The sequence below is a fragment of the Microbacterium sp. AC145 genome (genome assembly GCF_979258505.1).
The window spans coordinates 1,583,230-1,604,751 of sequence record NZ_OZ409859.1; the positions used below are offsets into that span (position 1 = coordinate 1,583,230).

Consider the following 21,522-nt stretch of genomic DNA (forward strand, 5'->3'; position numbering starts at 1 on the left):
ACCTCAGGCTACCGAGGCTCTTTCCGAGCGTACGCGAGGTGTGGTCGCACTCAGCCGCCAGTTGACAAGCCCTGCCGCGAAGGCTATCCCGGCGGCGATGATCGGAAGGAGCAGCGCGCTTCCGGTTCCTGCATTCTCGGCGAGCTCTCCCGCGACCGCGGCGCCGAGCGACTGGCCGACCACGATCCCCGACCCCAGCATGGTCATGACGGTGGCCGAACGACCGAGCGGGCTGCGGGCGGCTCCGAAGCTGTATTGAGTGACCAGTGTCGGGCCGATGCCGATTCCCATGATCGCGAGCGCGAGCATCATCATCGCGGGAGTGTCCACGAAGAGCAGCAGCAGACTGCCGGCGAGCAGGATGCCGGAGAACACCAGCCAGCGGCCACGCAGTGAGAATCGCGCGGGCAGCCAGGCGACACCGAGCGCGAGGATCGCCGACCCGACGCCCATGACGCCGTAGAGGAGACCCGCCTGCTCGGGGGCACCACGGTCGGCCATGAACGACGTCAGCGAGGTGAGCATGGTGCCGAAGAACATCCCGACGCCCAGGATTCCGATCACGACGATCAGCAGGCGCGGGCTGAACAGCTCCGACACGGCCGACGGTGCGCGGCCGTCGCTGTCTCGGTGAGCGGACACGACGCGCGCGCTGGGATGGAGCGCGAACGCCCCGACGAAGATCACGGTGAGCACGGCGGCTCCGACGAGCGGTGCCCAGGGAGCGAGGGCCGACGCGAGGACGCCCACGATGAAGGGACCGAAGACGAACACCGTCTCGTCCGCGGCGGATTCGTAGGCCATCGTCCCCGAGGTGGTGCGGGTTCGCACCGTCTCGGGCATCCGGTCGGCGATCATCGTGACCAGCCTCGACCGCGACATGGGTGCGACCTGCGGGGCCGTTGCGCCGATGCCGAACGCGGAGAGTAACACCAGAGCGTCGGCGGCTCCCGCGTACACGACGACCGTGAACAGGACGAGCATCGCCCCGTTGGCGATCGCCAGGATCAACAGGACGGTCCGCTGACCGAAGCGATCGGCGGCGGCGCCGAGCAGTGGTCCGAAGCAGGCGGTGCCCAGCCCCACGGCCGCGGAGGTCAGCCCACCGAGAGACAGTGAACCGCGCGCCGAGACGACGACGGTGAGCACGCCGACCACCATCATGGCGAAGGGCAGTCGCGCGACGAATGCGATGAGGAAATAGGGCAGGCCGGCGATGCGGAGAAGACTGGGCGCATCCGTCGCCTGCGTGCGGATGTCGGATCGCTCCTGTGATGATGCGTGTGTCATGGCTCTCGCGCGCCCGGAGACGCGGGGTCGGGTGCCGCCGCTGTCCGTCGGAGAGCCGACGGCCGGTAGATACACGGGTTGCGGACGCGGACGAACCGCGACCCGACAAGGGTATCGCAGTCCTCTGCGAGCGTGCTGGGCGCCGGCTTCAGTGCGTGGCAGACCGCGCATCCGCTGTCAAGGCTCGGCGCTATGGATGTCGGTGAGGGTAGCGTGAAGGCATGAACTACCTCTCGGGTACCGGACTCATCGGCGCGGTCATGACCGGAGTGACTCTGCTCCGCGGCTCCCGTGACACGAAGATCACCTGGCGCTCGGCGCTCGCGTGGGTGAGCTGGGCGATCAGCCTCTCACTCGCGATCGGCGCTGTCGTCGACACTCGTCGCGCCAGGCATGGACGCCCGGTCTCCCCGGACTCCCCCGTCTACGCGAAGCAGCAACGGGAGCAGGAGAAGGACGCCAAGCGCTCTGCGAAGGTGAAGCCGATCAAGCGCTGACGACTCAGCGTGTGAGGATCAGCGCTTCGCCCTGACCTCCGCCACCGCACAGGCCGACCGCGGCCACGCCCGTGCCTCGACGCGAGAGCTCGTGCGCCACGTGCACGACCAGACGCGCTCCCGACGCCCCGATCGGGTGACCCATGGCGATTCCTCCGCCATGGATGTTGACGATGTCGCTCGTGATCCCGAGCTCGACCTGCGATCGCGACACGACCGCGCCGAACGCCTCGTTGATCTCGACGAAATCGAGATCCGTCGGCGAGATCCCCTGCTTCTTGCACGCACGCTCGATCGCACGGGCCGGCTGCGCCTGCAGCGAATTGTCCGGTCCCGCGGTCTGCCCGCTCGCGCCCACGGTCACGAGCACAGGCCATCCCGACGCCTCGGCCCGGCCACGCGTCGTCACGACGACGGCCGACGCGCCGTCCGAGATCTGCGATGAGTTGCCGGCGGTGATCGAGCCGCCCTCCGCGAACGCCGCCCGAAGGCCGCTCAGCGACTGGACGGTGGTGTCTGGCCGGATGCCTTCGTCAGCCGACACGAGGACTGGCTCTCCACGCCGTTGCGGGACCGCGACCGCGACGACCTCGTCATCGAAGACCCCCGCCGATCGGGCGGCGGCCGCTCGCTGGTGCGAGAGCGCGGCGACCTCGTCCTGCGCCTCGCGAGTCAGTTCGTACCGAGCGTTGTGGCGCTCCGTCGACGCTCCCATGCTCTCGCGGTCGTAGGCGTCGGTGAGCCCGTCGAAGGCCATGTGGTCGAGGACCTCGATGCTGCCATAGGTCCATCCGTCGCGGGATCCCATGAGCATGTGGGGCGCTCGGGTCATGGATTCCATCCCTCCCGCAACGATGACCTCGGCATCGCCCACGCGGATCATGCGTGCGGCATCGATGATCGCGGTGAGGCCCGACAGGCAGACCTTGTTGACCGAGTGCGCGGGCACGTCCCACCCGATCCCTGCGCCGATCGAGGCTTGACGAGCGGCGTTCTGACCGGATCCGGCAGCGAGCACCTGCCCCATGATCACCGCGTCCACCTCGGTGCTGTCGACACCCGCCTGCTCCAACGAACCGAGGATCGCGAAAGATCCGAGCTGGGGTGCCGTGAAGCTCGCCAGTTGCCCCTTGAGGCGCCCCTGAGGCGTTCGCGCAGCGGCGACGATGACGATGTCTTGTTCGGCAGTACGCGTGATGTCGCTCATCCCGAGATTCTCCCTCTGTCAGTCTTCAAGATCCCGATGCACGATCAGCATCGGCTCGGTCGCGGCGACCACCTGCTCGACGGAGACACCGGGTGCGGTCTCGACCAGCACCAGACCCTCGTCGGTCACATCGATCACCGCAAGGTCGGTGATGATCCGATCCACCACGCGACGCCCCGTGAGGGGCAGCGAGCACTGCTCGACGATCTTCGCCGACCCGTCCTTCGCGACGTGCTCCATGAGCACGATCACACGGCCCGCTCCGTGAACGAGGTCCATCGCCCCGCCCGGCCCCTTGACCATCTTCCCGGGGATCATCCAGTTCGCCAGGTCACCGGCGGTCGAGACCTGCATGGCTCCGAGGATCGCCGCATCGATCTTGCCCGCGCGGATCATCCCGAAGCTCAACGCCGAATCGAAGAACGCCGCTCCCGGGAGCACGGTGACGGTCTCCTTGCCCGCGTTGATGAGGTCAGGGTCCACCGCCTCCTCCCGGGGATAGGGCCCGACACCCAGGATGCCGTTCTCCGACTGCAGTACGACAGTGACGCCATCCGGCACGTGATTGGGCACGAGCGTCGGCAGACCGATCCCGAGATTCACGTACGAGCCGTCCTGGAGTTCGGCGGCGGCGCGCGCCGCCATCTCGTCACGCGTGAGCGCCATCTCAGGCTCCTTCCACGGCGACGGTGCGCCGTTCGATGCGCTTGGTGATGTCGCCGCCGACCTCGACGATCCGATGCACGTACACACCCGGCAGGTGGATACGGTCGGGGTCGAGATCGCCGGCGTCGACGAGATGCTCGACCTGGGCGATGCACACGCGCCCGGCCATCGCGGCAAGCGGGTTGAAGTTGCGCGCCGCCTTGTTGAAGATCAGGTTGCCGTGGCGATCGCCCGCCACTGCGTGCACCAGCGAGAAGTCGGTCGTGATCGCCTCCTCGAGCACATAGTCGCGGGAAGTGCCGTCCACATCGAAAGAACGGACGTCCTTGACCGGTGATGCCACGGCGACCGTGCCGTCGGAGTGATACCGCCTCGGCAGCCCTCCCTCGGCCACCTGAGTGCCCACGCCGGTCTGCGTGAAGAACGCGGCGATGCCGGATCCCCCCGCGCGCAGCTTCTCCGCGAGTGTGCCCTGCGGAGTCAGTTCGAGTTCCAACTCCCCGGAGAGGAACTGACGCTCGAACTCCTTGTTCTCACCCACGTACGACGAGGTCATCTTGCGGATCCTTCGCGCGCCGAGAAGCACCCCGAGCCCCCAATCATCGACGCCGCAGTTGTTGCTCACGATGCTGAGATCAGTCGTCCCCTGAGCAAGGATCGCCTCGATCAAGGCGATGGGATTGCCGGACAGGCCGAAGCCGCCCACCGCGACGGATGACCCGTCGGGAATGTCTGCCACGGCGTCCGCCGCCGACGGCATCTGCTTGTCGATCACGTGTACTCCTTCGAAGACGCGCCTTCGTCCAGCATCCGCCCTTCGCGCGTCTCGCGCGACTTCGCTCTTGCGATGTGGTTCGATCCATCGGTAGCGTCCACATTATGGAACCCCGAGTCCGAACCGTGCCTGGCGCACAGGCGATCTCCCGAGCTGCGTCCTTGATGCGGCTCGTCACGCAGAGCGGATCCGAGGGTGCGGCACTGCACGATCTCGCCCGTGCATCCGGCCTCACCCGATCCACGGTGCACAGACTCCTCTCCGCTCTTCGCGCCGAGGGACTCGTCGACCGGGACGAGGGATCCACTCGCTGGATGCCCGGGCCCGAGCTCTTCCTCATGGGCACCGTGGCGGCCGCTCGCTACGACGTCACCGCTCTCGCGCGCGACGTCGTGCGTTCGCTCGCGGTGAAGACCGAGGAGAGCGCGTTCCTCTCGGTCCGACGCGCGGACGAGACCGTGTGCCTGGTACGCGAAGAAGGCTCATTCCCCATCCGCTCGTTCGTGCTCAGTGAAGGAGTTCGCTTCCCCCTCGGTGTGGCGAGCGCGGGGCTGGCGATCCTGGCGTTCCTTCCTGACCACGATGTGGACGCCTATCTCGAACGCCATCCCGATCTCGACCGGGACTGGGGCGCATCCCACGGCATCCGGCCGCTGCGCTCCCGCCTCGCCGAGACGAAGGAACGGGGGTACGCGGTCAATCCGGGCCTCATCGTCGAGGGCAGCTGGGGCCTCGGTGCTGCGGTGTTCGATCGGTCGGGACGCCCGGAGTGGGCACTCAGCCTGACAGGCGTCGGGTTCCGGTTCGGACCGGATCGCCTCCCGGATCTCGGCCGCACCCTTCTCGCGCACGCACACCAGCTGTCCGCGCGCATTGCGGGGGCGCGACGGTAGACCTCGTCCCGGGGAACCACTTTTACATACCAGCAGGTATATACTTTTTGGTATGAACCGTATCGACGTGATCCCGTCACTCGTGCTGTCCGGGTATGCGCTGGGCCGCATCGCAGCCCAGGACGCCGGGAACGATGCCCCTGCCGCGCAGTGGCGCATCCTCAACCTCCTCGAACAGTCCGGACCGAAACGGGTCGGCGAACTCGCCGCCGCCGCTCGGACGACCCAGCCGGGCATGACCAGGCTCATCGGCACTCTCGAGCGGGACGGGTTCGTGCTGCGCTCCCCCGTGCCGGAGGACTCACGGGCGATCGCCGTCGAGATCACCGGGGCAGGTTCCGAAGCGCTGTCCGCCTGGCGCACCGAGTTCCGCGACACGCTCGCCCCCCGCTTCGCCGCCCTCGACGACGACGACTGGAGCGCCCTCACCCGCGCAGCCGAGATCCTGGCCGCACACACCGCAATCGAATCGACAGGAGCACAACGGTGACAAGCACCACCACATCCATCTGGAAGCAGCCCGCACAGGTCTGGGCGGTCGCGTTCGCATGTGTCGTGGCATTCATGGGTATCGGATTGGTCGACCCGATCCTGCCCGCGATCGCCGAGTCGTTGCAGGCCAGCCCCTTCGAGACCGAGCTGCTGTTCACCAGCTACCTCGCAGTCACCGGTGTCGCGATGCTGGTGACCAGCTGGATCTCGAGCCGCATCGGAGCGAAGAAGACGCTGCTGATCGGACTCGCGCTCATCGTGGTGTTCGCCCTGTTCTGTGCCCTGAGCGGTAGCGTCGATGCAGTCATCGGCTTCCGCGCCGGATGGGGACTCGGCAACGCGCTGTTCATCTCGACCGCGCTCGCCACCATCGTCGGCGCAGCGACCGGAGGCAGCGGCGCGGCGATCATCCTCTACGAGGCGGCGCTCGGCCTGGGTATCGCCATCGGCCCGCTGCTCGGAGGCATCCTGGGCGAGCAGAGTTGGCGCGCACCGTTCTTCGGGGTCGTCGTGCTGATGGCGATCGCATTCCTGGCTGTGCTCGTGCTGCTCCGCGGCCCGGAGGGCCCCCGCACGCCCGTCCCGTTCTCAGCGCCGTTCAAGGCTCTCGGCCGCCCCGCTCTCGCGATCCTGGCCGTAGCAGCCTTCTTCTACAACATCGGCTTCTTCATTCTGCTCGCGTTCTCGCCGTTCCCGCTCGGCTTCGGTGCGATGGGGATCGGCTTCACCTTCTTCGGTTGGGGCGTCGCCCTCGCGGTCACGAGCGTGTGGGTCGCTCCCCTTCTGATGCGCCGGATGTCGCGCACCCGAGTGATCCTGATGGTCCTGCCCCTCCTCGCCATCGACCTCGTCGTCGCGGGTCTGCTGGTCGAGTCCGCGCCGGCCCTCGTCACCTGCATCGTGATCGGCGGACTGCTGCTCGGCATCATGAACACCGTGCTCACCGAAGCGGTGATGGAGGCGACCGACCTGCCGCGCTCCGTCGCCTCGTCGGCATACTCCTCAGTGCGATTCCTGGGCGGAGCGGTCGCGCCGCCGCTGGCGGCCGCCCTGTGGCACGCCTTCAGCGCGACCATCCCTTATCTGGTCGCGGCCGCCGCTGTCCTCATCGCCGCAGCCGTCATCTTCTTCGGACGCCGGGTGCTCGCGCACATCGACGACGAGCCAGAGGATGTGGCTGCGGAAGACGCCGAGGCGATCCTTCTGGGTGACGCCGCCTGACCACGACGTATGCAGCGGACGAGCCTGCTGACGTTCGATACGGTGGGGCGATGACCGCCCTCCCCGAACGCAGCAGGCTCGTGCAGCAGCATCTCGACGAGGCAGGGATCCGCGCTGAGATCCGCGTACTCCCCGACTCCGCCCGGACCGCAGCTGAGGCAGCAGCGGCCATCGGATGCGATCTGGCGGCGATAGCGAACAGCCTGGTCTTTCTCGCCGACGGCTCCCCCGTGTTGGTGATGACGAGCGGCGGCCACCGTGTCGACCTCCGCACTCTCTCGGCCGGCATCGGAGCACAGGAAGTGACGATGGCACCCGCATCCGTCGTGCGCGAAGCCACCGGTCAGGCGATCGGCGGCGTGGCGCCCGTCGGGCACCCTGCGCCTCTCCCCACATTCATCGACGAAGCCCTGAACGCCCCCGATCAGATCTGGGCAGCCGCAGGGCACCCACATACGGTCATGCCGCTGACGTTCATCGAGTTGCAGGAACTCACGAACGGCACCGTCATCGCAGTGGTCTGAGCGGGTTCACTTCACCGTGACGGCGATCTCGGCGGAGCGGCGATCCTGCGGATCTTCCGGCACCGAACCGCGGAAGTGGAAGTCGAAGCGAACCACGGTCGTCCCGCCACCGATCGCAGCGAATCGGTAGCTCACGTCACTCGGCGCACCGGTCTCGCCGTCGTCCCCCAGGTAGCGATTGCGCTCATCGCCTTCCCCCAGGACGGTGGGGTCCGGCTCTCGCGTGAGGACCCACGAGTCGCCGACCGTGGTGTTCACCTCGCCGAAATCGACGATCAGCACCTCGCCGAGCCCGAGCGACACTGACGAGGCCGTATGGTCGACGTGCTTCTCGACCGTCGCGCCGCACCCGCCGAGCCCCGCCACGAGCAGAATGGCAGCCAGCGCGGTCGCCGCTGCTCTCCCCGTATCGCGCATCGCCGTCCCCCAAGCGTTGGCATCACGCTAGCGCAACGCTCGAGGTCTGGACAGATGCAGAAGAGCCCCGATGACTGGCGAGAGTCATCAGGGCTGATCCGTGCACCCCCTCGGACTTGAACCGAGAACCCACTGATTAAGAGTCAGTTGCTCTGCCGATTGAGCTAGAGGTGCGTGGCCCGGGAATTCCCCGGCCGAGGAATTACATTACCAGCCGATCACGTCGAGACGAAATCGGGGCGGCACATCGACGTGCGCCGCGCGTGTCGCCTCGTTTCCGAGGCAGCGGGTCAGGAGATTCCGGGCGGTTATCCTGAACTGGTGACCGCCTCCACACGCACCGCAGACCTGTCCCCGGATCTCGCGCTGGCGCGCCGTCTCGCAGACGCCGCCGACGCCCAGTCGCTGCCGCGGTTTGACAGTGCCGACCTGAAGATCTCCACGAAGGCGGATCGATCGCACGTCACGGATGCCGACCTCGCGACCGAGCGCGCCATCCGCGAGATACTCGCGATCGAGCGTCCGGACGACGGAATCTTCGGAGAGGAGTTCGGCGCGGAAGGCAGTACCGAGCGCCAGTGGATCATCGATCCGATCGACGGTACGGCGAACTTCCTTCGCGGCGTTCCGCTGTGGGGCACGATGATCGCGCTCGCGATCGACGGAGTGCCGCAGGTGGGCGTCGTGAGCATGCCCGCGCTCGGAAGACGGTGGTGGGCGTCGACGGGCTCGGGAGCATGGACTGCGACCGACGACGGGCCCCGTCGACTTCACACGTCTGCGGTGACGTCGCTGGACGACGCCAGCGTCAGTTTCCAGAGCATCACGCAGTGGGCCGACGCCGGACGACTCCCGCAGCTGCTGACTCTCGCTGATCGAGTGTGGCGGGATCGTGCGTACGGCGACATCTATGCGTACATGCTCCTCGCAGAAGGGCGCCTCGACATGGTCGCCGAGTTCGGCGTGAAGGAGTACGACATCGCGGCCGCTGTGCCGATCGTGCGCGAAGCGGGAGGTCGCATGACCGGCTTCGACGGCGCCGAGACGATCTCCGATCTGTCGACACTCGCCAGTAACGGCACGTTGCACGAGGCATTCCTCGCACTGCTGCACGACTGATCTCACCACGAAGGCCACCGATGACCCCCCGCATCATTTCGACCGCCATCGGCGCACTGCTGTTGGCGATCGCTGTGGTCGGGTGCTCCGCATCCGCACCCGACACGGCGACGCCTTCCCCCGAGGCTCCGAGGCCGTCGGACACAGCGTCCACGCAGCCCGTGGCCACTCCGTCTCCCCAGACCACTCAGTCATTGCCGACGTGCGACACGATGATCTCGGAGGGCACCGTCGAAGCGCTCACCGACGTGGGCTGGTCATTCGAACAAGAAGAGGAGTTCGTGATCGGCGACGTCACCATGTCCGACGGACTCCTGTGCTTCTGGGCCGACTATTCGGTCGCATCGGACCACGGCCAGCTGTACGGGTGGTCACGGATCACACCCGAGGATGCCGCTCGCGCGCAGGCGTCACTGCTGACCCAGGGATGGACCCGTGAAGACGGCCCTGACGGCATCTACATCACCGAGGATCCTCCCTCACTGGGCACGGACGAAGCGGGGTACGGAATGACCTATCTCTTCGGAGACGGGTGGGTGAAGTTCGCCGACACCCGCGAGGGACTCATCCTCATCGACTGGGCGGGCTAGCGCGCGCGGACGTCGCCGGACGAGCGACGGTAGTGTCGCAGTCATGACACGAGCGCTCTCGTTGACGCAGATCGCCTCGGAGCTGTACGCCGGCTCGCTCGAAGATTTCGTCTCGGCACGGAACAGGCATGCCAGCGCGGCGACTGATGCTGCGCTCGCAGCCGAGATCCGAGAACTCCGCAAGCCTTCGGTCGCCGCATGGGTCGTGAACGTCTTCGCCGCCGAACGGGGGAACAGCTCGCCGAAGCTCTCGAGTTGGCCGAACAGCTGCGGGAGGCGCAGGACGACCTGGACGCCCGCGCGCTCAGCCGGCTCGGTCGGGATCGGCGCGCGCTGACAGCGCGACTGGCTGCCGCGGCTGCCGACCTCGCCGAGACACGAGGCGAGCGCGTCACGGATGCCACCCGCGATTCGGTGCAGCAGACCCTGACCGCGGCGTTCTTCGACGAGGATGCCGCTGCTGCGGTGTCGTCCGGGCGTCTCGTCCGGGCCCTCGAACCTCAGGGCACCTTCTCGGCGGCTCTGGAGACGATCATCGGCGGCGGCCCGCCCGCGTCCTCGGCACGCACAGATCGACCGATCGATGAGGTCACCGCCCGTCGACGACGACGCGACGCAGAGCGAGCGCTGCGAGACGCGCAGAGGAGGCGTGAGCGAGCCGCGGAGGATGCAGCGGTGGCCGAGCGCAGACATCGGGAAGCCCTCCGCGACGCTGACGCGCTGACGTCTCGTGCGGCGGACCTGGAGAAGGAGCTCGCCGCGGTGAGACATGACACGGAGCTGTCACGCCATGCGGTGGAACGCGCCGAGGAGACACGGCACGTGGCAGCCGATCGGCTCGTCGACGCGCAGGGTGACCTGAGCCGAGCGGAAGACACCCTCGAGAAGCTCGACTGACTTCGACAGGGTTCCGTCACGTCATGCACGGCGGGCACAGGAAAGCCCCCGTGCGATCGTCTGAGACGATCGCACGGGGGCTTGACCACTGTGACAGCGACCTGGTGGAGCTGGGGGGAATCGAACCCCCGTCCAACGCTGAGTCTCCACGCCTTCTCCGGGCGCAGTCTGTGCAGACGTTCTACTCGGCTCCGACCTTTGTCACAGACACCTAAGTCGACAAGCCCAGCCTGGGAAGAGTCCCACGTGACGTCCAGACGCCATCACGCAGCAAGATTCCTAGATGACGCCAGGATCCGTATCGGAATCACATACGGCCTGACGGACTATCGGGCTCGCTTATGCAGCGAGGGCGAAGTCGTTGCGCTTGGTTTCGGCAACTATTTTTTTGCAGAGAGCGTTTACGAGATAACTCTGCATCCTCGGCCCGCTTCTCGTGGATTCACAGGCGCTGTCGAAACCGATCAGCCCCGTGGTCCCTCTTTCGAAGGAGCCGCTGTCACACTATGGAGTTTCCAACTTCGGGAACCGAGGTACCCGAGCATCACAGCTTACAACGTTCGTCGCACCTTCGCCATTCCGCGGTGACGCGGAAGCGCTGGCGTAGAGTCGCCCCATGAGCGAAGTCACCGTCACCGTCCGCGGCGAGCACGAGGCGCGGGTAGCGCCGGAGCGCGCGACCATCCGTGTCAGCGTCCGCGCGGAGGGGCCGGAACGTGCATCGGTGGTCGATCGGGTGATGCGACTGACTGAACCCGTCCGCGACAGCATCACCTCGCGACACGACACGGGCGTCGTCGTCGACTGGTCGAGCAAGCGACTGTCGGTGCGGGCCGAGCACCCGTGGAACAACGAGGGCAAGCGTCTCGCCCCCGTCTATTACGCGAGCATCGACCTGACCGCGACGTTCACCGAGGCATCCGAGCTCTCGCTCTGGGTGTCGGACGTATCGCCGTGGGAAGGAGTCGAGGTCGGATGGGTCAACTGGCATCTCACGACCGAGACGAGCTCACGGATCGAACGCGAGGTCGCGGCGGCTGCGGTCGGAGTGGCCGTGACGCGCGCGCAGGCGTACGCCACGGCGCTCGGACTCGGCACCGTCGTCCCAGTGGAGATCGCCGATGTCGGACTGATCGCGCCCACCCCCGCCCAGCCGTTCACCGGCATGGCGAAGATGCGAGGGGCGATGCTTCAGGAGTCAGACGCAGGCAACGCCTCGATGGAGTACGAACCAGACGAGATCGTCATCTCCGCGACCGTCGAGGCGCGCTTCCTCGCCCGCTGAGCCGGCTCAGGCGTCCTCTGAATACGGAGCGAGGTCCGCGGCCAGACGCTCGGACACCCGAGCATGAACGACAGTGCCGTCCTCGCTGTGCTCGACGGACAGCAGCATCCCGGTCTCATGGATCGCTGCGACCAGGTCACCGCGGTCATAAGGAACCACCGCATGCACCTCGACCGCAGGCTTCGGAAGAGCCTCCTCGATGGCTGCTCGGAGCTCCTCCACGCCTTCGCCCGAGCGGGACGAGACGAAGTGTGCGGTGGGCTCGAGGCCGCGGAGAACGAGCCGCTCCCCCTCGTCGATCAGGTCTGCTTTGTTGAACACGACGAGTTCCGGCATGTCGCGCACACCGACGTCGCCCATCACATCGCGCACGGTCTGCAGTTGACCAGCGGGATCCGGGTGCGAACCATCGACCACGTGCAGCACGACATCTGCCTCGCCGACCTCTTCGAGCGTCGAGCGGAACGCCTCGACGAGCTGATGCGGAAGGTTGCGCACGAAGCCGACGGTGTCGGTGAGCGTGTACACGCGACCATCTGAGGTCTCCGAGCGGCGCACCGTGGCATCCAGAGTCGCGAACAACGCGTTCTCGACGAGCACCCCGGCGCTCGTGAGCGCGTTGAGGAGGCTGGACTTGCCGGCGTTGGTGTAACCGGCGATGGCGACGGACGGAATTGTGTTGCGCTTGCGCTCGGCTCGCTTGGCTTCGCGTGCCGGGCCGAAGTCGCGGATCTGACGCCGCAGTAGAGCCATCTTGGTGCGGATGCGTCGACGATCGAGTTCGATCTTCGTCTCACCGGGACCACGCGAACCCATACCGGCCCCACCGGCACCGACCTGGCCACCGGCCTGACGGCTCATCGAGTCACCCCAGCCACGCAGGCGCGGGAGCAGGTACTCGAGCTGAGCGAGCTCGACCTGCGCTTTGCCCTCACGACTCTTCGCGTGCTGGCTGAAGATGTCGAGGATCACCGTGGTCCGGTCGATGACCTTGACCTTCACCACGTCCTCGAGAGCACGTCGCTGGCTCGGCGCGAGCTCGGTGTCCGCGATCACGGTGTCTGCGCCGGTCGCTGCGACGATGTCCTTGAGCTCCTGCGCCTTACCGCGACCGATGTACGTCGCGGCGTCGGGGTGAGGACGACGCTGCAGCACTCCGTCGAGAACGACGGCGCCTGCGGTCTCCGCGAGCGCGGCGAGCTCACGCAGCGAGTTCTCGGCATCTTCCTGAGCACCCTGCGGATACACCCCCACGAGCACGACGTTCTCGAGTCGAAGCTGGCGATACTCGACTTCGGTGACGTCTTCGAGCTCGGTCGACAGACCACCGACACGCCGCAATGCGTGTCGGTCTTCAAGATCCCACTGGTCACCGTCTGAGGAGGCGTGCGACGCTGTGGACGCGTCCTGAAGCGCCTGAGCAGACCCGAACACACGGGCCTCCGTACGCTTCTCCGCGTTCGCGAGCACGCGCTCGACCGCTCCGTCGTCAGTGGTGGGTGTGGTGCTGTCCGTCATCCGGTCCTTGTCTCTGGGTTTTGTTGCGAGCCTTAACCTTAGCCCGCACTGTCCGCTACGCTCACGGTATGGGGTCCGACCATTACTTCACCGCGGCCCCGGCAAGCCCCGAGAACCTGCGTTCGCTCCGTGTGACGCTCGCAGGCCGTGAGCTGGACGTCACAACTGCTGGTGGCGTCTTCAGCCCGGATCGGCTGGATGCCGGTACTGCCGTCCTACTCGCCAACATGCCGCCTGTCCCGCCGGGTGGCAATCTTCTCGACCTCGGCAGCGGATGGGGTCCCATCACGCTGTCGATGGCTCTTGCATCGCCCCACGCCGCCGTCTGGGCCGTCGATGTCAACGAACGTGCTCTCGACCTCGTCCGGCGCAACGCGAAGGCGCTGGGCCTCGACAATGTCAACGCCTCACTGCCCGGAGATGTTCCCGAAGGCCTGACATTCCGCACCATCCGTTCGAATCCCCCGATCCGCGTCGGAAAGAGCGAACTGCATGGTCTGCTCGAGAAGTGGATCCCGAGGCTCGATGAGCGCAGCGACGCATGGCTCGTGGTCCAGCGCAACCTGGGCGCGGATTCCTTGCAGCGGTGGATCGCCGCGACCTTCCAGCCGGGTTTCAGCGTGCACCGTACCGCCACGGCGAAGGGCTACCGGGTGCTGAAGGTCCGCAAGCACGGATCCCCTCCGACGGAACCGATCGCGCTCGCAGGACTCGAATCCTGATCGCAAGCCGATCGCTCCGCGGGGCGCTCTCGCGGATCACCGATTCGGCAGCTCCGGCATCCGTCGTCAGATCAGGTCGACCTCGCCGCTGAACACCAGCTGCGCGGGGCCCGACAGTGCGACGTGCTCGCCATCTTCCGCCGGGAACATCCGAACTCCGAGGGTGCCGCCTGGGACCTCGACTCGCCAGTGGTTCGGCGCCTGCTCCCCCGCCCAATACCGAACAGCGAGAGCGGTCGCCGCGACGCCGGTTCCGCAGCTCAGGGTCTCCCCGACGCCTCGTTCGGATACTCGCATGCGCACGTGGCCGATACCGTCACGGACGAGCGGCTCCCCCGGCACCACGAACTCGACATTCGCCCCCGCGGGCAGGTGCGGCTCGAGCTCGGGCGCACGGTGCAACTCGAGCGATGCGAGTTCGACGTCCGAGGCGAGTGCCACCACGACGTGCGGGTTTCCGACGTCGATACCGAGGCCCGGACGGGTGACCTCCAACCCCTCGGTCGTCACGAGAGGGTCGTCACCCGAGAGCTTCCACAGCCCGAGATCGACCTGGTAGCCGGTCTCGCTGCGAGTCACATCGCGCACACCCGCGCGGGTTCCGATCGGCAGGGTGGTTCCCGGTTCGATCGATGCGAGGCCGGAGCGCACGAGGTAGTGAGCGAAGACGCGGATGCCGTTACCGCACATCTCGGCGATCGAGCCGTCGGCGTTGCGGTAGTCCATGAACCACTCCGCATTCGGCTCTTCGTCGAGCGCGGCCCGTCCTTCAGCGATCGCCGTCGATCGCACGACCCGGAGTATGCCGTCGGCCCCGATGCCGAAATGGCGATCGCACAACACGGCGACCTGCTCGGCGCTCAGATCGAGCGCGCCATCGGGGTCGGCGATGATCACGAAATCGTTGCCGGTGCCGTGTCCTTTGGTGAATGCGACCATGCGACCAGTCTAGGGATTGTCGTCAGGCGTCGAGCACGAGGCGCTTGCCGGTGTTCGACACGGTGAACTGCTCGTAGCCGAGGCCCTCGTAGAAGCCGAGGACGCTCTCGTTGCCCTCGCGGATCATCAGCTGCACCTTGGGGCAGCCCATCGCGAGGAGTAGGCGCTCTGCCTCCTCCACCAGCGCACGGGCGACTCCGCGGCCACGATGCGACGAGGACGAGGCGAGATAGTAGAGCCAGCCGCGGTGACCGTCGTATCCGGCCATGACGCTTCCGACGATGGACGGGCCGGAGCTTCCCTCATCAGGCTCCGCGACCAGGAAGAGTTCCGGCTGCACGGAGAGCTTGCGCTCGATGTCGAGCCGGGGGTCGTTCCACGGCCGGGTGAGGCCGGCATCTGTCCACAGCGTCACCACCGCATCGGTGTCGGTTCGGTCAAAGGCGCGGATCGTCCAGCTCATCTCTCCGAGTCTAGATTCAGAGGTTCACGTCCCGGACCACTCGGTAGCGGCCGCACATGAAGTCGCTGTTGCGAGCCACCTCGAGGAGTTCGAGGTCGAGCGCGCGCGGCAGAAGTGGCGCTCCGGCTCCGAGGGTGACAGGTGCGTACTGCACCCACACTTCGTCGAGGAGCCCGGCGTCGGCGAACTGGCCCGCGAGATCGCCGCCTCCGACGACCCAGAGGTCCTTTCCCTCGGCGGCGTCGACCATCTCGCTGTGCAGCGTCGCGACGTCGCCCTCTGCGCGACGCACGTCAGCCCCGGGAGGGATCTCGATGTCTCGATGTGTGAAGACCCACGTGGGTTGGGTGTAGCCCCAACGGCCGTCTTCGTGACGCATCACCCACTCGAAGGTCGACGCTCCCATGGCCAGCGCACCGACGTTCTTCTCGAAGGACGGATAGGCCATGGGGCCGTCCTGATCGATCTGCTGCTTCAGCAGCCAGTCGAGGGAGTGCTGGGTCGTCGCGATGAAGCCGTCGAGGCTCGATGCCGTGTAGTAGTGGGTGCCCATGCCTCCAGACTCCCACCTGCCACCGACATCGGGCGAGCAGTCGCCGCTCAAGTGCTCTCAGGCGTCGAGAAGGTCGCCGACGCGGATCGGCACGTCGTGCCAGGCGAGTTCCGGGTATCGCTTGAACCACGAGACCTGGCGTCGCGCATAGCGGCGCGTGAGTGCCTGAGTCTCAGCGATGGCCTCGTCGGGGCTGAGGCGACCCTCGAGCTGCGCGAGCGCCTGTGCGTACCCGATCGCGCGCTGGGCCGTCACACCTTGCTCGAGCCCGTGGGCGCGGAGCGATTCGACCTCCGCGACGAGACCCGCCTGCCACATGTGCTCGACTCGGCGGTCGAGTCGGTCGACGAGCTCAGCGCGATCGAGATGGAGACCGACGATGCGCGTACTGGCCTGCCAGAGGGCCGGACGGTCAGGCAACACGGCACCATGCGTCGTGCTCCCCTGCTCGAGCACCTCGAGTGCACGGATCACTCGGCGTCCGTTGCGAGGGTCCACGCGCGCGGCCGTGACGGGATCCAGCGCCCGAAGCCGTTCGAGCAGGGCATCGATGCCTTGCGAGTCCATCTCACGTTCGAGCCGTTCACGGATCGCGGCGTCTCGAGGCGGGAACGAGAAGTCGTAGATGACGCTCGAGACATACAGACCGGAGCCTCCCACGAGGATCGCGTCGCCACCTCGCGCCTGGATGTCGGCGACGGCGGCGCGGGCCAACGGCTGGTACCACGCCACCGCTGCTTCCTGGTCGACTCCGCGGACATCGAAGAGATGATGAGGGATTCCCCGACGTTCGTCCTCGGGGAGCTTCGCAGTCCCGATGTCCATGCCTCGGTACAGCTGCATGGCATCGGCGTTGACGATCTCGGCCGGGTTGCCGCGGTCGCGCAGCGCCTCAGCGAGATCGAGAGCGAGGTCGCTCTTGCCTGTTCCTGTCGCGCCGACGACCGCCCACAGGCGCGGCTGAAGAGGCGCCTCGGTCACACGCCCACGCGAAGCGTCGGCAGCCCGAGCGACACCGCCCGCGGCGCCCCGTCGGCACTCGACGTCGGCACCGCGCAGGACTCGGCCTGACCGCGATCCCAGGCATCCCCGCCCCGAGTGCGGCGGATCCGCAGCGGAGCACCCGTCGGATCGTCTGCGAGCAGATGGAAGGGCGCGCCATGCGAGATGGTCACGGTGACGGCATCGCCCGGACGCGGCATCGCCGACCCCGGCGTCACCTCGAAGTGCACCAGCCGATTGTCCTGAGCCCTGCCGGTGAGACGGTGCGTCTCGGTGTCCTTCTTCCCCTCGCCTGTCGAGACGATGAGCTCGACCTCGCGACCGACCTGCCGCTGATTCTCCTCGAGAGAAATGCGCTCCTGCAGCGCGAGAAGGCGGTTGTACCGTTCCTGCACGACTGCCTTCGGAACCTGATCCTCCATCACCGCGGCGGGGGTGCCTTCTCGAATCGAGTACTGGAATGTGAAGGCGCTGGCGAACCTCGCCTGCTCCACCACCCGCATCGTGTCCTCGAAGTCCTCGTCGGTCTCGCCGGGGAAGCCGACGATGATGTCCGTGGTGATGGCAGCGTTCGGGATCCGGTCGCGAACGCGGTCGAGAATACCGAGGAACTTCTCGCTCCGGTACGAACGGCGCATCGCCTTGAGAATGCGGTCGCTGCCCGACTGCAGCGGCATGTGCAACTGCGGCATGACGCTGGGCGTCTCAGCCATGGCGTCGATGACGTCGTCGGTGAAGGCCGCTGGGTGCGGACTGGTGAATCTGATGCGTTCCAGCCCCTCGATCTCCCCCGCGGCACGCAGCAGCTTTCCGAACGCCTGGCGATCACCGAACTCCACGCCATACGAGTTGACGTTCTGACCGAGCAGCGTGACCTCGATCGCACCGTCGTCGACGAGGAGGCGAATCTCGTTGAGGATGTCACCGGGACGACGGTCCTTCTCCTTGCCGCGAAGACTCGGCACGATGCAGAACGTGCAGGTGTTGTTGCACCCGACGGAGATCGACACCCAGCCGCTGTGCGCAGACTCGCGCTTCGTCGGCAGAGTCGAGGGGAAGACTTCGAGCGATTCGAGGATCTCGAGTTCAGCCTCACCGTTGTGGCGCGCACGTTCGAGAAGCCCCGGAAGCGAACCCATGTTGTGCGTGCCGAAGACCACGTCGACCCAGGGCGCCTTGTCGATCACAGCCTGCTTGTCCATCTGTGCCAGACAACCACCGACCGCGATCTGCATCCCCTCCTTGCGACGTTTCACGGACGCCAGCTGACCGAGGGTGCCATAGAGCTTGCCTGCGGCGTTGTCGCGCACGGCGCATGTGTTGATGATCACGACGTCGGCCTCGTCGCCGGCAGTCGCGCGGATGTACCCGGCGCTCTCGAGCGAGCCCGACAGCCGTTCGGAGTCATGGACGTTCATCTGGCAGCCGAAGGTGCGTACCTCATACGAGCGCTGGCGCCCGTCGAGATCGACTGCTGCTGACGACGATGTGATGATCGTCGGTTCACTGCGCGGAATACTCATGATGGTCCATTCTACGAGCGACCGCCGATGCGACGGCCCTGGCCCGATGTCCGCGTCGAAACCGTCAGTCCGACTCGATGAACCGCACGCCTGCTGTCGGTCGGCCACGCGTGTTCTCGCCGAGAGCCGTCTTCGCTGCAGACATCGCAATGCCCCCGTTGTACCCGCGCCGAGCGAGCTGACCGACGAGACGACGAAGCGCCGTGTCGTGATCGAGGCGAGCCAGCGATGATGCCTTGGTTCGTGCGAAATCCAGAGCGCGCGCAGCGTCATCATCGGGAAGCTCCGAGAGCGCGGAGTCGATCACATCTCGGGTGATGCCGCGCTGTGCGAGCGCTCGGGACAATGCCACTCGTCCTTGACCTTTGCGTTCGACTCCTGCGCTGATCAGCTGTTCTGCGAGGACGTGGTCATCGAGGTATCCGCGCCGACAGAACTCATCGAGAACATCGTCGATCTGCGCGGTCTCGAGTCGTGCGCCATCTCTCTCGAATCCTCGGAGCACAAGACGTGCCTCTGAGATCGAGAGCGAGCGAGTGCGCAGCTTGCGAACGAGCAGCTCTTCCGCTGATTCTCGGAGCTGGTCCGGACTCGGTGCATCGTCGTCGACCGCAGGCTCGTCCTCGATCTGCAGCGCGCGCAGACGTGGTGCGGACTTCGTCCCGCCTCGGGCCGGGTGCCTGTCGCTCGGAGATCCGTCGGATGCAGCGTTCGACGAATCCGCCCGCGGAGCGACTCCTCGCGTGCTGGAGGCGCCACCACTCCACGTGGAACGCCACGCCGCAGCGTCGGCGACGAGCTCGGACTGCCCGCGCTCGTCACCGGCTCCGGGTCGCGGCCGCACCCCCGGCACCTCGGCGGTGCCCGGTGATGGCGCGCCGAAGAGCGGGATGACGGGAGCGAGCCGCTCGGACTCGCCCCCGCCTTCACGATCGACCATGGTCAGGCCGGGCGACGCTCAGCGAGCTCGTCGGCAGGAGCCTCAGTGGCGCCGCCGATTCCGAGCTTCTGCTTGATCTGTGTCTCGATCGCCAAAGCGACGTCCGGGTTCTTGAGGAGGAACGATCGCGCGTTCTCCTTTCCCTGTCCGAGCTGATCGCCGTCGTAGGTGTACCAGGACCCCGACTTCTTGACGATGCCGTGCTCCACGCCGAAGTCGATCAGGCTTCCCTCGCGGGAGATGCCGACGCCGTACAGGATGTCGAACTCTGCCTGCTTGAACGGCGGCGCCATCTTGTTCTTGACGACCTTGACGCGAGTACGGTTTCCGACCGCGTCCGTGCCGTCCTTCAGCGTCTCGATGCGACGGATGTCCATTCGGACAGACGCGTAGAACTTCAGCGCCTTGCCACCGGCGGTGGTCTCGGGCGATCCGAAGAACACACCGATCTTCTCGCGCAGTTGGTTGATGAAGATCATCGTGGTGTTGGTCTGGTTGAGCCCACCGGTCAGCTTTCGCAGTGCCTGCGACATGAGTCGTGCCTGCAGACCCACGTGCGAATCACCCATCTCGCCCTCGATCTCAGCACGCGGCACGAGAGCCGCGACGGAGTCGATCACGATGAGGTCGATGGCGCCGGAGCGCACGAGCATGTCCGCGATCTCGAGAGCCTGCTCACCCGTATCGGGCTGCGAGACCAGAAGCGCGTCGATGTCGACTCCGAGCTTGGCCGCGTAGTCGGGGTCGAGCGCGTGCTCGGCGTCGATGAACGCGGCGATACCGCCGGCACGCTGAGCGTTCGCGATGGCGTGCAGGGTGAGCGTCGTCTTTCCGGACGACTCAGGGCCGTAGATCTCGACGATGCGGCCACGCGGAAGACCACCGACGCCGAGGGCGACGTCGAGGGCGATGGAGCCGGTCGGGATGACGGCGACGGGTGCGCGCTCGTCGCTGCCCAGTCGCATGACCGAGCCCTTTCCGAACTGACGATCGATCTGAGCGAGTGCGGTCTCGAGGGACTTCTCGCGGTCAGCGGGTGATGGCATGACGTGCTCCTAATGCTCGCGTGGTGCCGCCTGTAGGCTGTCGCGGTCCTCCCGGTTGGGCGGAACTCTCCGACAAGGCGTATGGCTGTTCGGCTTGTCTTCACCGTACGAGGAGCCACCGACATTACGTCGCCGGCAACCACAGATTCGGGATGACGAGACCTCTGAACCACTTGTGCAGAAGACTACGCCCGTTTCGAACACATATTCGACGACACGCCGCATCAGCGTGTCGTCATACCGAACACATCGAACGCGTCAGGCAGTCACTTCTTGCGAGGCTCGAGGCGCCCGGCGCCATGACGGCGCTCGATCGGCACATCCGTCTCAGCACACAGTGCGAGCCAGATGTCGCGCGGCGGGTAGCCGGCATCCAGAGCCTCGTCGGCCGTCCGGCCGGAGAGCTGCGTCAGGATGAGATCGCTGACCAGAGATGAGCCGCGCCCTCCGAACTCCGCATCGACGGCGCGGAGGAATTCACTGCGACGCATGAAGAGCGGGAACCTCGCCGATCAGTGGAGCGTGAGCTCGGGCTCGATCGAGGCGACCAGATCGTCGGGCACGACGTCTGGGAACACCTGGATGCCCTCGAGGACGGAGATGCGATCTCCGACTTCGCGCATGATGATCGAGATGGGCACGTCGAGTGCATCCGCCACAGAGGCGAGGATCTCACTCGATGCCTCTTTCTGGCCCCGCTCCACCTCGCTGAGGTAGCCGAGCGCCACAGAGGCCTTGCTTGCGACCTGCCGGAGCGTACGCCCCTTCTGCAGGCGGAAGTCCCTCAGCACATCGCCGATTTCCTGTCGTACAAGAATCATCGGAACCTCCTCCCAGATCGTCTTCTCGAGGTCTCCCCCAAGGAGATCGCCAGTCTAGTCCTACCGACCTTCACAAAATCTACCTTCGCACGCTGTGCTTTCGGTGTGAGCACATCGATGAC

General features: G+C 66.5%; 25 protein-coding genes, 1 tRNA gene and 1 other RNA gene. 10 read left to right on the plus strand and 17 right to left on the minus strand.

Going from position 1 to position 21,522, the window contains the following annotated elements:
- Positions 1-3 precede the first annotated feature (3 nt).
- Positions 4-1,290 (minus strand): MFS transporter, encoded by a 1,287-nt coding sequence (locus ACZZZN_RS07815; RefSeq protein ID WP_463504597.1) that lies wholly within the window; start codon positions 1,288-1,290, stop codon positions 4-6.
- Between the two features lie 221 nt (positions 1,291-1,511).
- Here ACZZZN_RS07815 and ACZZZN_RS07820 point away from each other — a divergent pair, with 221 nt between their 5' ends.
- A complete protein-coding gene (locus ACZZZN_RS07820) occupies positions 1,512-1,787 on the plus strand; it encodes a hypothetical protein (RefSeq protein WP_463504598.1) in 276 nt (91 codons plus the stop codon).
- A gap of 4 nt (positions 1,788-1,791) precedes the next feature.
- Here the strand turns inward: ACZZZN_RS07820 and ACZZZN_RS07825 are convergent, their stop codons facing one another.
- Genes ACZZZN_RS07825 through ACZZZN_RS07835 form a run of 3 tightly spaced genes read right to left on the minus strand, consistent with a single transcriptional unit; the run spans position 1,792 to position 4,435 of the window.
- A complete protein-coding gene (locus ACZZZN_RS07825) occupies positions 1,792-2,994 on the minus strand; it encodes an acetyl-CoA C-acetyltransferase (RefSeq protein ID WP_463504599.1) in 1,203 nt (400 codons plus the stop codon).
- 18 nt (positions 2,995-3,012) lie between these two features.
- Complete coding sequence (locus ACZZZN_RS07830) at positions 3,013-3,660, minus strand: CoA transferase subunit B (protein WP_463504600.1); 648 nt, start codon at positions 3,658-3,660, stop codon at positions 3,013-3,015.
- Between the two features lies 1 nt (position 3,661).
- Positions 3,662-4,435: a CoA transferase subunit A gene (locus ACZZZN_RS07835; RefSeq protein WP_463504601.1), complete on the minus strand. Its 774-nt coding sequence runs from the start codon at positions 4,433-4,435 to the stop codon at positions 3,662-3,664.
- A gap of 104 nt (positions 4,436-4,539) precedes the next feature.
- Here ACZZZN_RS07835 and ACZZZN_RS07840 point away from each other — a divergent pair, with 104 nt between their 5' ends.
- Genes ACZZZN_RS07840 through ACZZZN_RS07855 form a run of 4 tightly spaced genes read left to right on the plus strand, consistent with a single transcriptional unit; the run spans position 4,540 to position 7,565 of the window.
- The gene (locus ACZZZN_RS07840; protein WP_463504602.1) at positions 4,540-5,328 is read left to right on the plus strand and encodes an IclR family transcriptional regulator; all 789 of its coding nucleotides are present in this window, start codon (positions 4,540-4,542) and stop codon (positions 5,326-5,328) included.
- Positions 5,329-5,380: 52 nt separating this feature from the next.
- Positions 5,381-5,818: a MarR family winged helix-turn-helix transcriptional regulator gene (locus ACZZZN_RS07845; RefSeq protein ID WP_463504603.1), complete on the plus strand. Its 438-nt coding sequence runs from the start codon at positions 5,381-5,383 to the stop codon at positions 5,816-5,818.
- A complete protein-coding gene (locus ACZZZN_RS07850) occupies positions 5,815-7,041 on the plus strand; it encodes an MFS transporter (protein ID WP_463504604.1) in 1,227 nt (408 codons plus the stop codon). Before ACZZZN_RS07845 ends, ACZZZN_RS07850 begins: the two co-directional genes overlap by 4 nt.
- 50 nt (positions 7,042-7,091) lie before the next feature.
- Complete coding sequence (locus ACZZZN_RS07855; protein ID WP_463504605.1) at positions 7,092-7,565, plus strand: YbaK/EbsC family protein; 474 nt, start codon at positions 7,092-7,094, stop codon at positions 7,563-7,565.
- 6 nt (positions 7,566-7,571) lie between these two features.
- Here ACZZZN_RS07855 and ACZZZN_RS07860 read toward each other — a convergent pair whose 3' ends face one another.
- The gene (locus ACZZZN_RS07860) at positions 7,572-7,982 is read right to left on the minus strand and encodes a hypothetical protein (RefSeq protein WP_463504606.1); all 411 of its coding nucleotides are present in this window, start codon (positions 7,980-7,982) and stop codon (positions 7,572-7,574) included.
- Positions 7,983-8,083: 101 nt separating this feature from the next.
- Positions 8,084-8,156, minus strand: a tRNA-Lys gene (locus ACZZZN_RS07865).
- Between the two features lie 147 nt (positions 8,157-8,303).
- On the opposite strand from ACZZZN_RS07865, the gene ACZZZN_RS07870 reads away from it, so the two are divergent.
- From ACZZZN_RS07870 to ACZZZN_RS07880, 3 genes are all read left to right on the plus strand, one after another.
- On the plus strand, positions 8,304-9,101 hold the full coding sequence (locus ACZZZN_RS07870; RefSeq protein WP_463504607.1) for an inositol monophosphatase family protein: 798 nt from the start codon (positions 8,304-8,306) through the stop codon (positions 9,099-9,101).
- Between the two features lie 20 nt (positions 9,102-9,121).
- On the plus strand, positions 9,122-9,691 hold the full coding sequence (locus ACZZZN_RS07875) for a hypothetical protein (protein WP_463504608.1): 570 nt from the start codon (positions 9,122-9,124) through the stop codon (positions 9,689-9,691).
- A 198-nt stretch (positions 9,692-9,889) separates the two neighbouring features.
- Positions 9,890-10,588, plus strand: a complete 699-nt coding sequence (locus ACZZZN_RS07880; protein ID WP_463504609.1) for a transposase — start codon at positions 9,890-9,892, stop codon at positions 10,586-10,588.
- 102 nt (positions 10,589-10,690) lie between these two features.
- Here ACZZZN_RS07880 and ssrA read toward each other — a convergent pair.
- Positions 10,691-11,060: a transfer-messenger RNA gene (gene ssrA / locus ACZZZN_RS07885) on the minus strand.
- 144 nt (positions 11,061-11,204) lie between these two features.
- Between ssrA and ACZZZN_RS07890 the strand changes: the two genes are divergently transcribed.
- Entirely contained in the window at positions 11,205-11,873 is a 669-nt protein-coding gene (locus tag ACZZZN_RS07890; RefSeq protein WP_463504610.1) for an SIMPL domain-containing protein, read from the plus strand.
- Positions 11,874-11,879: 6 nt separating this feature from the next.
- Here the strand turns inward: ACZZZN_RS07890 and hflX are convergent, their stop codons facing one another.
- The gene (gene hflX, locus ACZZZN_RS07895; RefSeq protein ID WP_463504611.1) at positions 11,880-13,391 is read right to left on the minus strand and encodes a GTPase HflX; all 1,512 of its coding nucleotides are present in this window, start codon (positions 13,389-13,391) and stop codon (positions 11,880-11,882) included.
- 68 nt (positions 13,392-13,459) lie between these two features.
- Between hflX and ACZZZN_RS07900 the strand changes: the two genes are divergently transcribed.
- Positions 13,460-14,113 carry a class I SAM-dependent methyltransferase gene (locus ACZZZN_RS07900; protein WP_463504612.1) on the plus strand — a complete coding sequence of 218 codons (654 nt, stop codon included), beginning with the start codon at positions 13,460-13,462 and terminating at the stop codon, positions 14,111-14,113.
- Positions 14,114-14,179: 66 nt separating this feature from the next.
- Here ACZZZN_RS07900 and dapF read toward each other — a convergent pair whose 3' ends face one another.
- From dapF to ACZZZN_RS07945, 9 genes are all read right to left on the minus strand, one after another.
- On the minus strand, positions 14,180-15,052 hold the full coding sequence (dapF, locus tag ACZZZN_RS07905; RefSeq protein ID WP_463504613.1) for a diaminopimelate epimerase: 873 nt from the start codon (positions 15,050-15,052) through the stop codon (positions 14,180-14,182).
- A gap of 22 nt (positions 15,053-15,074) precedes the next feature.
- Positions 15,075-15,515 (minus strand): GNAT family acetyltransferase, encoded by a 441-nt coding sequence (locus tag ACZZZN_RS07910; protein WP_463504614.1) that lies wholly within the window; start codon positions 15,513-15,515, stop codon positions 15,075-15,077.
- A gap of 16 nt (positions 15,516-15,531) precedes the next feature.
- Complete coding sequence (locus ACZZZN_RS07915; RefSeq protein WP_463504615.1) at positions 15,532-16,068, minus strand: dihydrofolate reductase family protein; 537 nt, start codon at positions 16,066-16,068, stop codon at positions 15,532-15,534.
- 57 nt (positions 16,069-16,125) lie between these two features.
- Complete coding sequence (miaA, locus tag ACZZZN_RS07920) at positions 16,126-17,049, minus strand: tRNA (adenosine(37)-N6)-dimethylallyltransferase MiaA (RefSeq protein WP_463504616.1); 924 nt, start codon at positions 17,047-17,049, stop codon at positions 16,126-16,128.
- Positions 17,046-18,593: a tRNA (N6-isopentenyl adenosine(37)-C2)-methylthiotransferase MiaB gene (miaB, locus tag ACZZZN_RS07925; RefSeq protein ID WP_463504617.1), complete on the minus strand. Its 1,548-nt coding sequence runs from the start codon at positions 18,591-18,593 to the stop codon at positions 17,046-17,048. The genes miaA and miaB overlap by 4 nt, the downstream gene beginning before the upstream one ends.
- 64 nt (positions 18,594-18,657) lie before the next feature.
- On the minus strand, positions 18,658-19,533 hold the full coding sequence (locus tag ACZZZN_RS07930; protein ID WP_463504618.1) for a regulatory protein RecX: 876 nt from the start codon (positions 19,531-19,533) through the stop codon (positions 18,658-18,660).
- A 2-nt stretch (positions 19,534-19,535) separates the two neighbouring features.
- Positions 19,536-20,579: a recombinase RecA gene (recA, locus tag ACZZZN_RS07935; protein WP_463504619.1), complete on the minus strand. Its 1,044-nt coding sequence runs from the start codon at positions 20,577-20,579 to the stop codon at positions 19,536-19,538.
- 266 nt (positions 20,580-20,845) lie between these two features.
- Complete coding sequence (locus ACZZZN_RS07940) at positions 20,846-21,070, minus strand: DUF3046 domain-containing protein (RefSeq protein ID WP_463504620.1); 225 nt, start codon at positions 21,068-21,070, stop codon at positions 20,846-20,848.
- Between the two features lie 21 nt (positions 21,071-21,091).
- Positions 21,092-21,400, minus strand: coding sequence for a helix-turn-helix domain-containing protein (locus ACZZZN_RS07945; RefSeq protein WP_463504621.1), 309 nt, complete (start codon positions 21,398-21,400; stop codon positions 21,092-21,094).
- Positions 21,401-21,522: the final 122 nt, after the last annotated feature.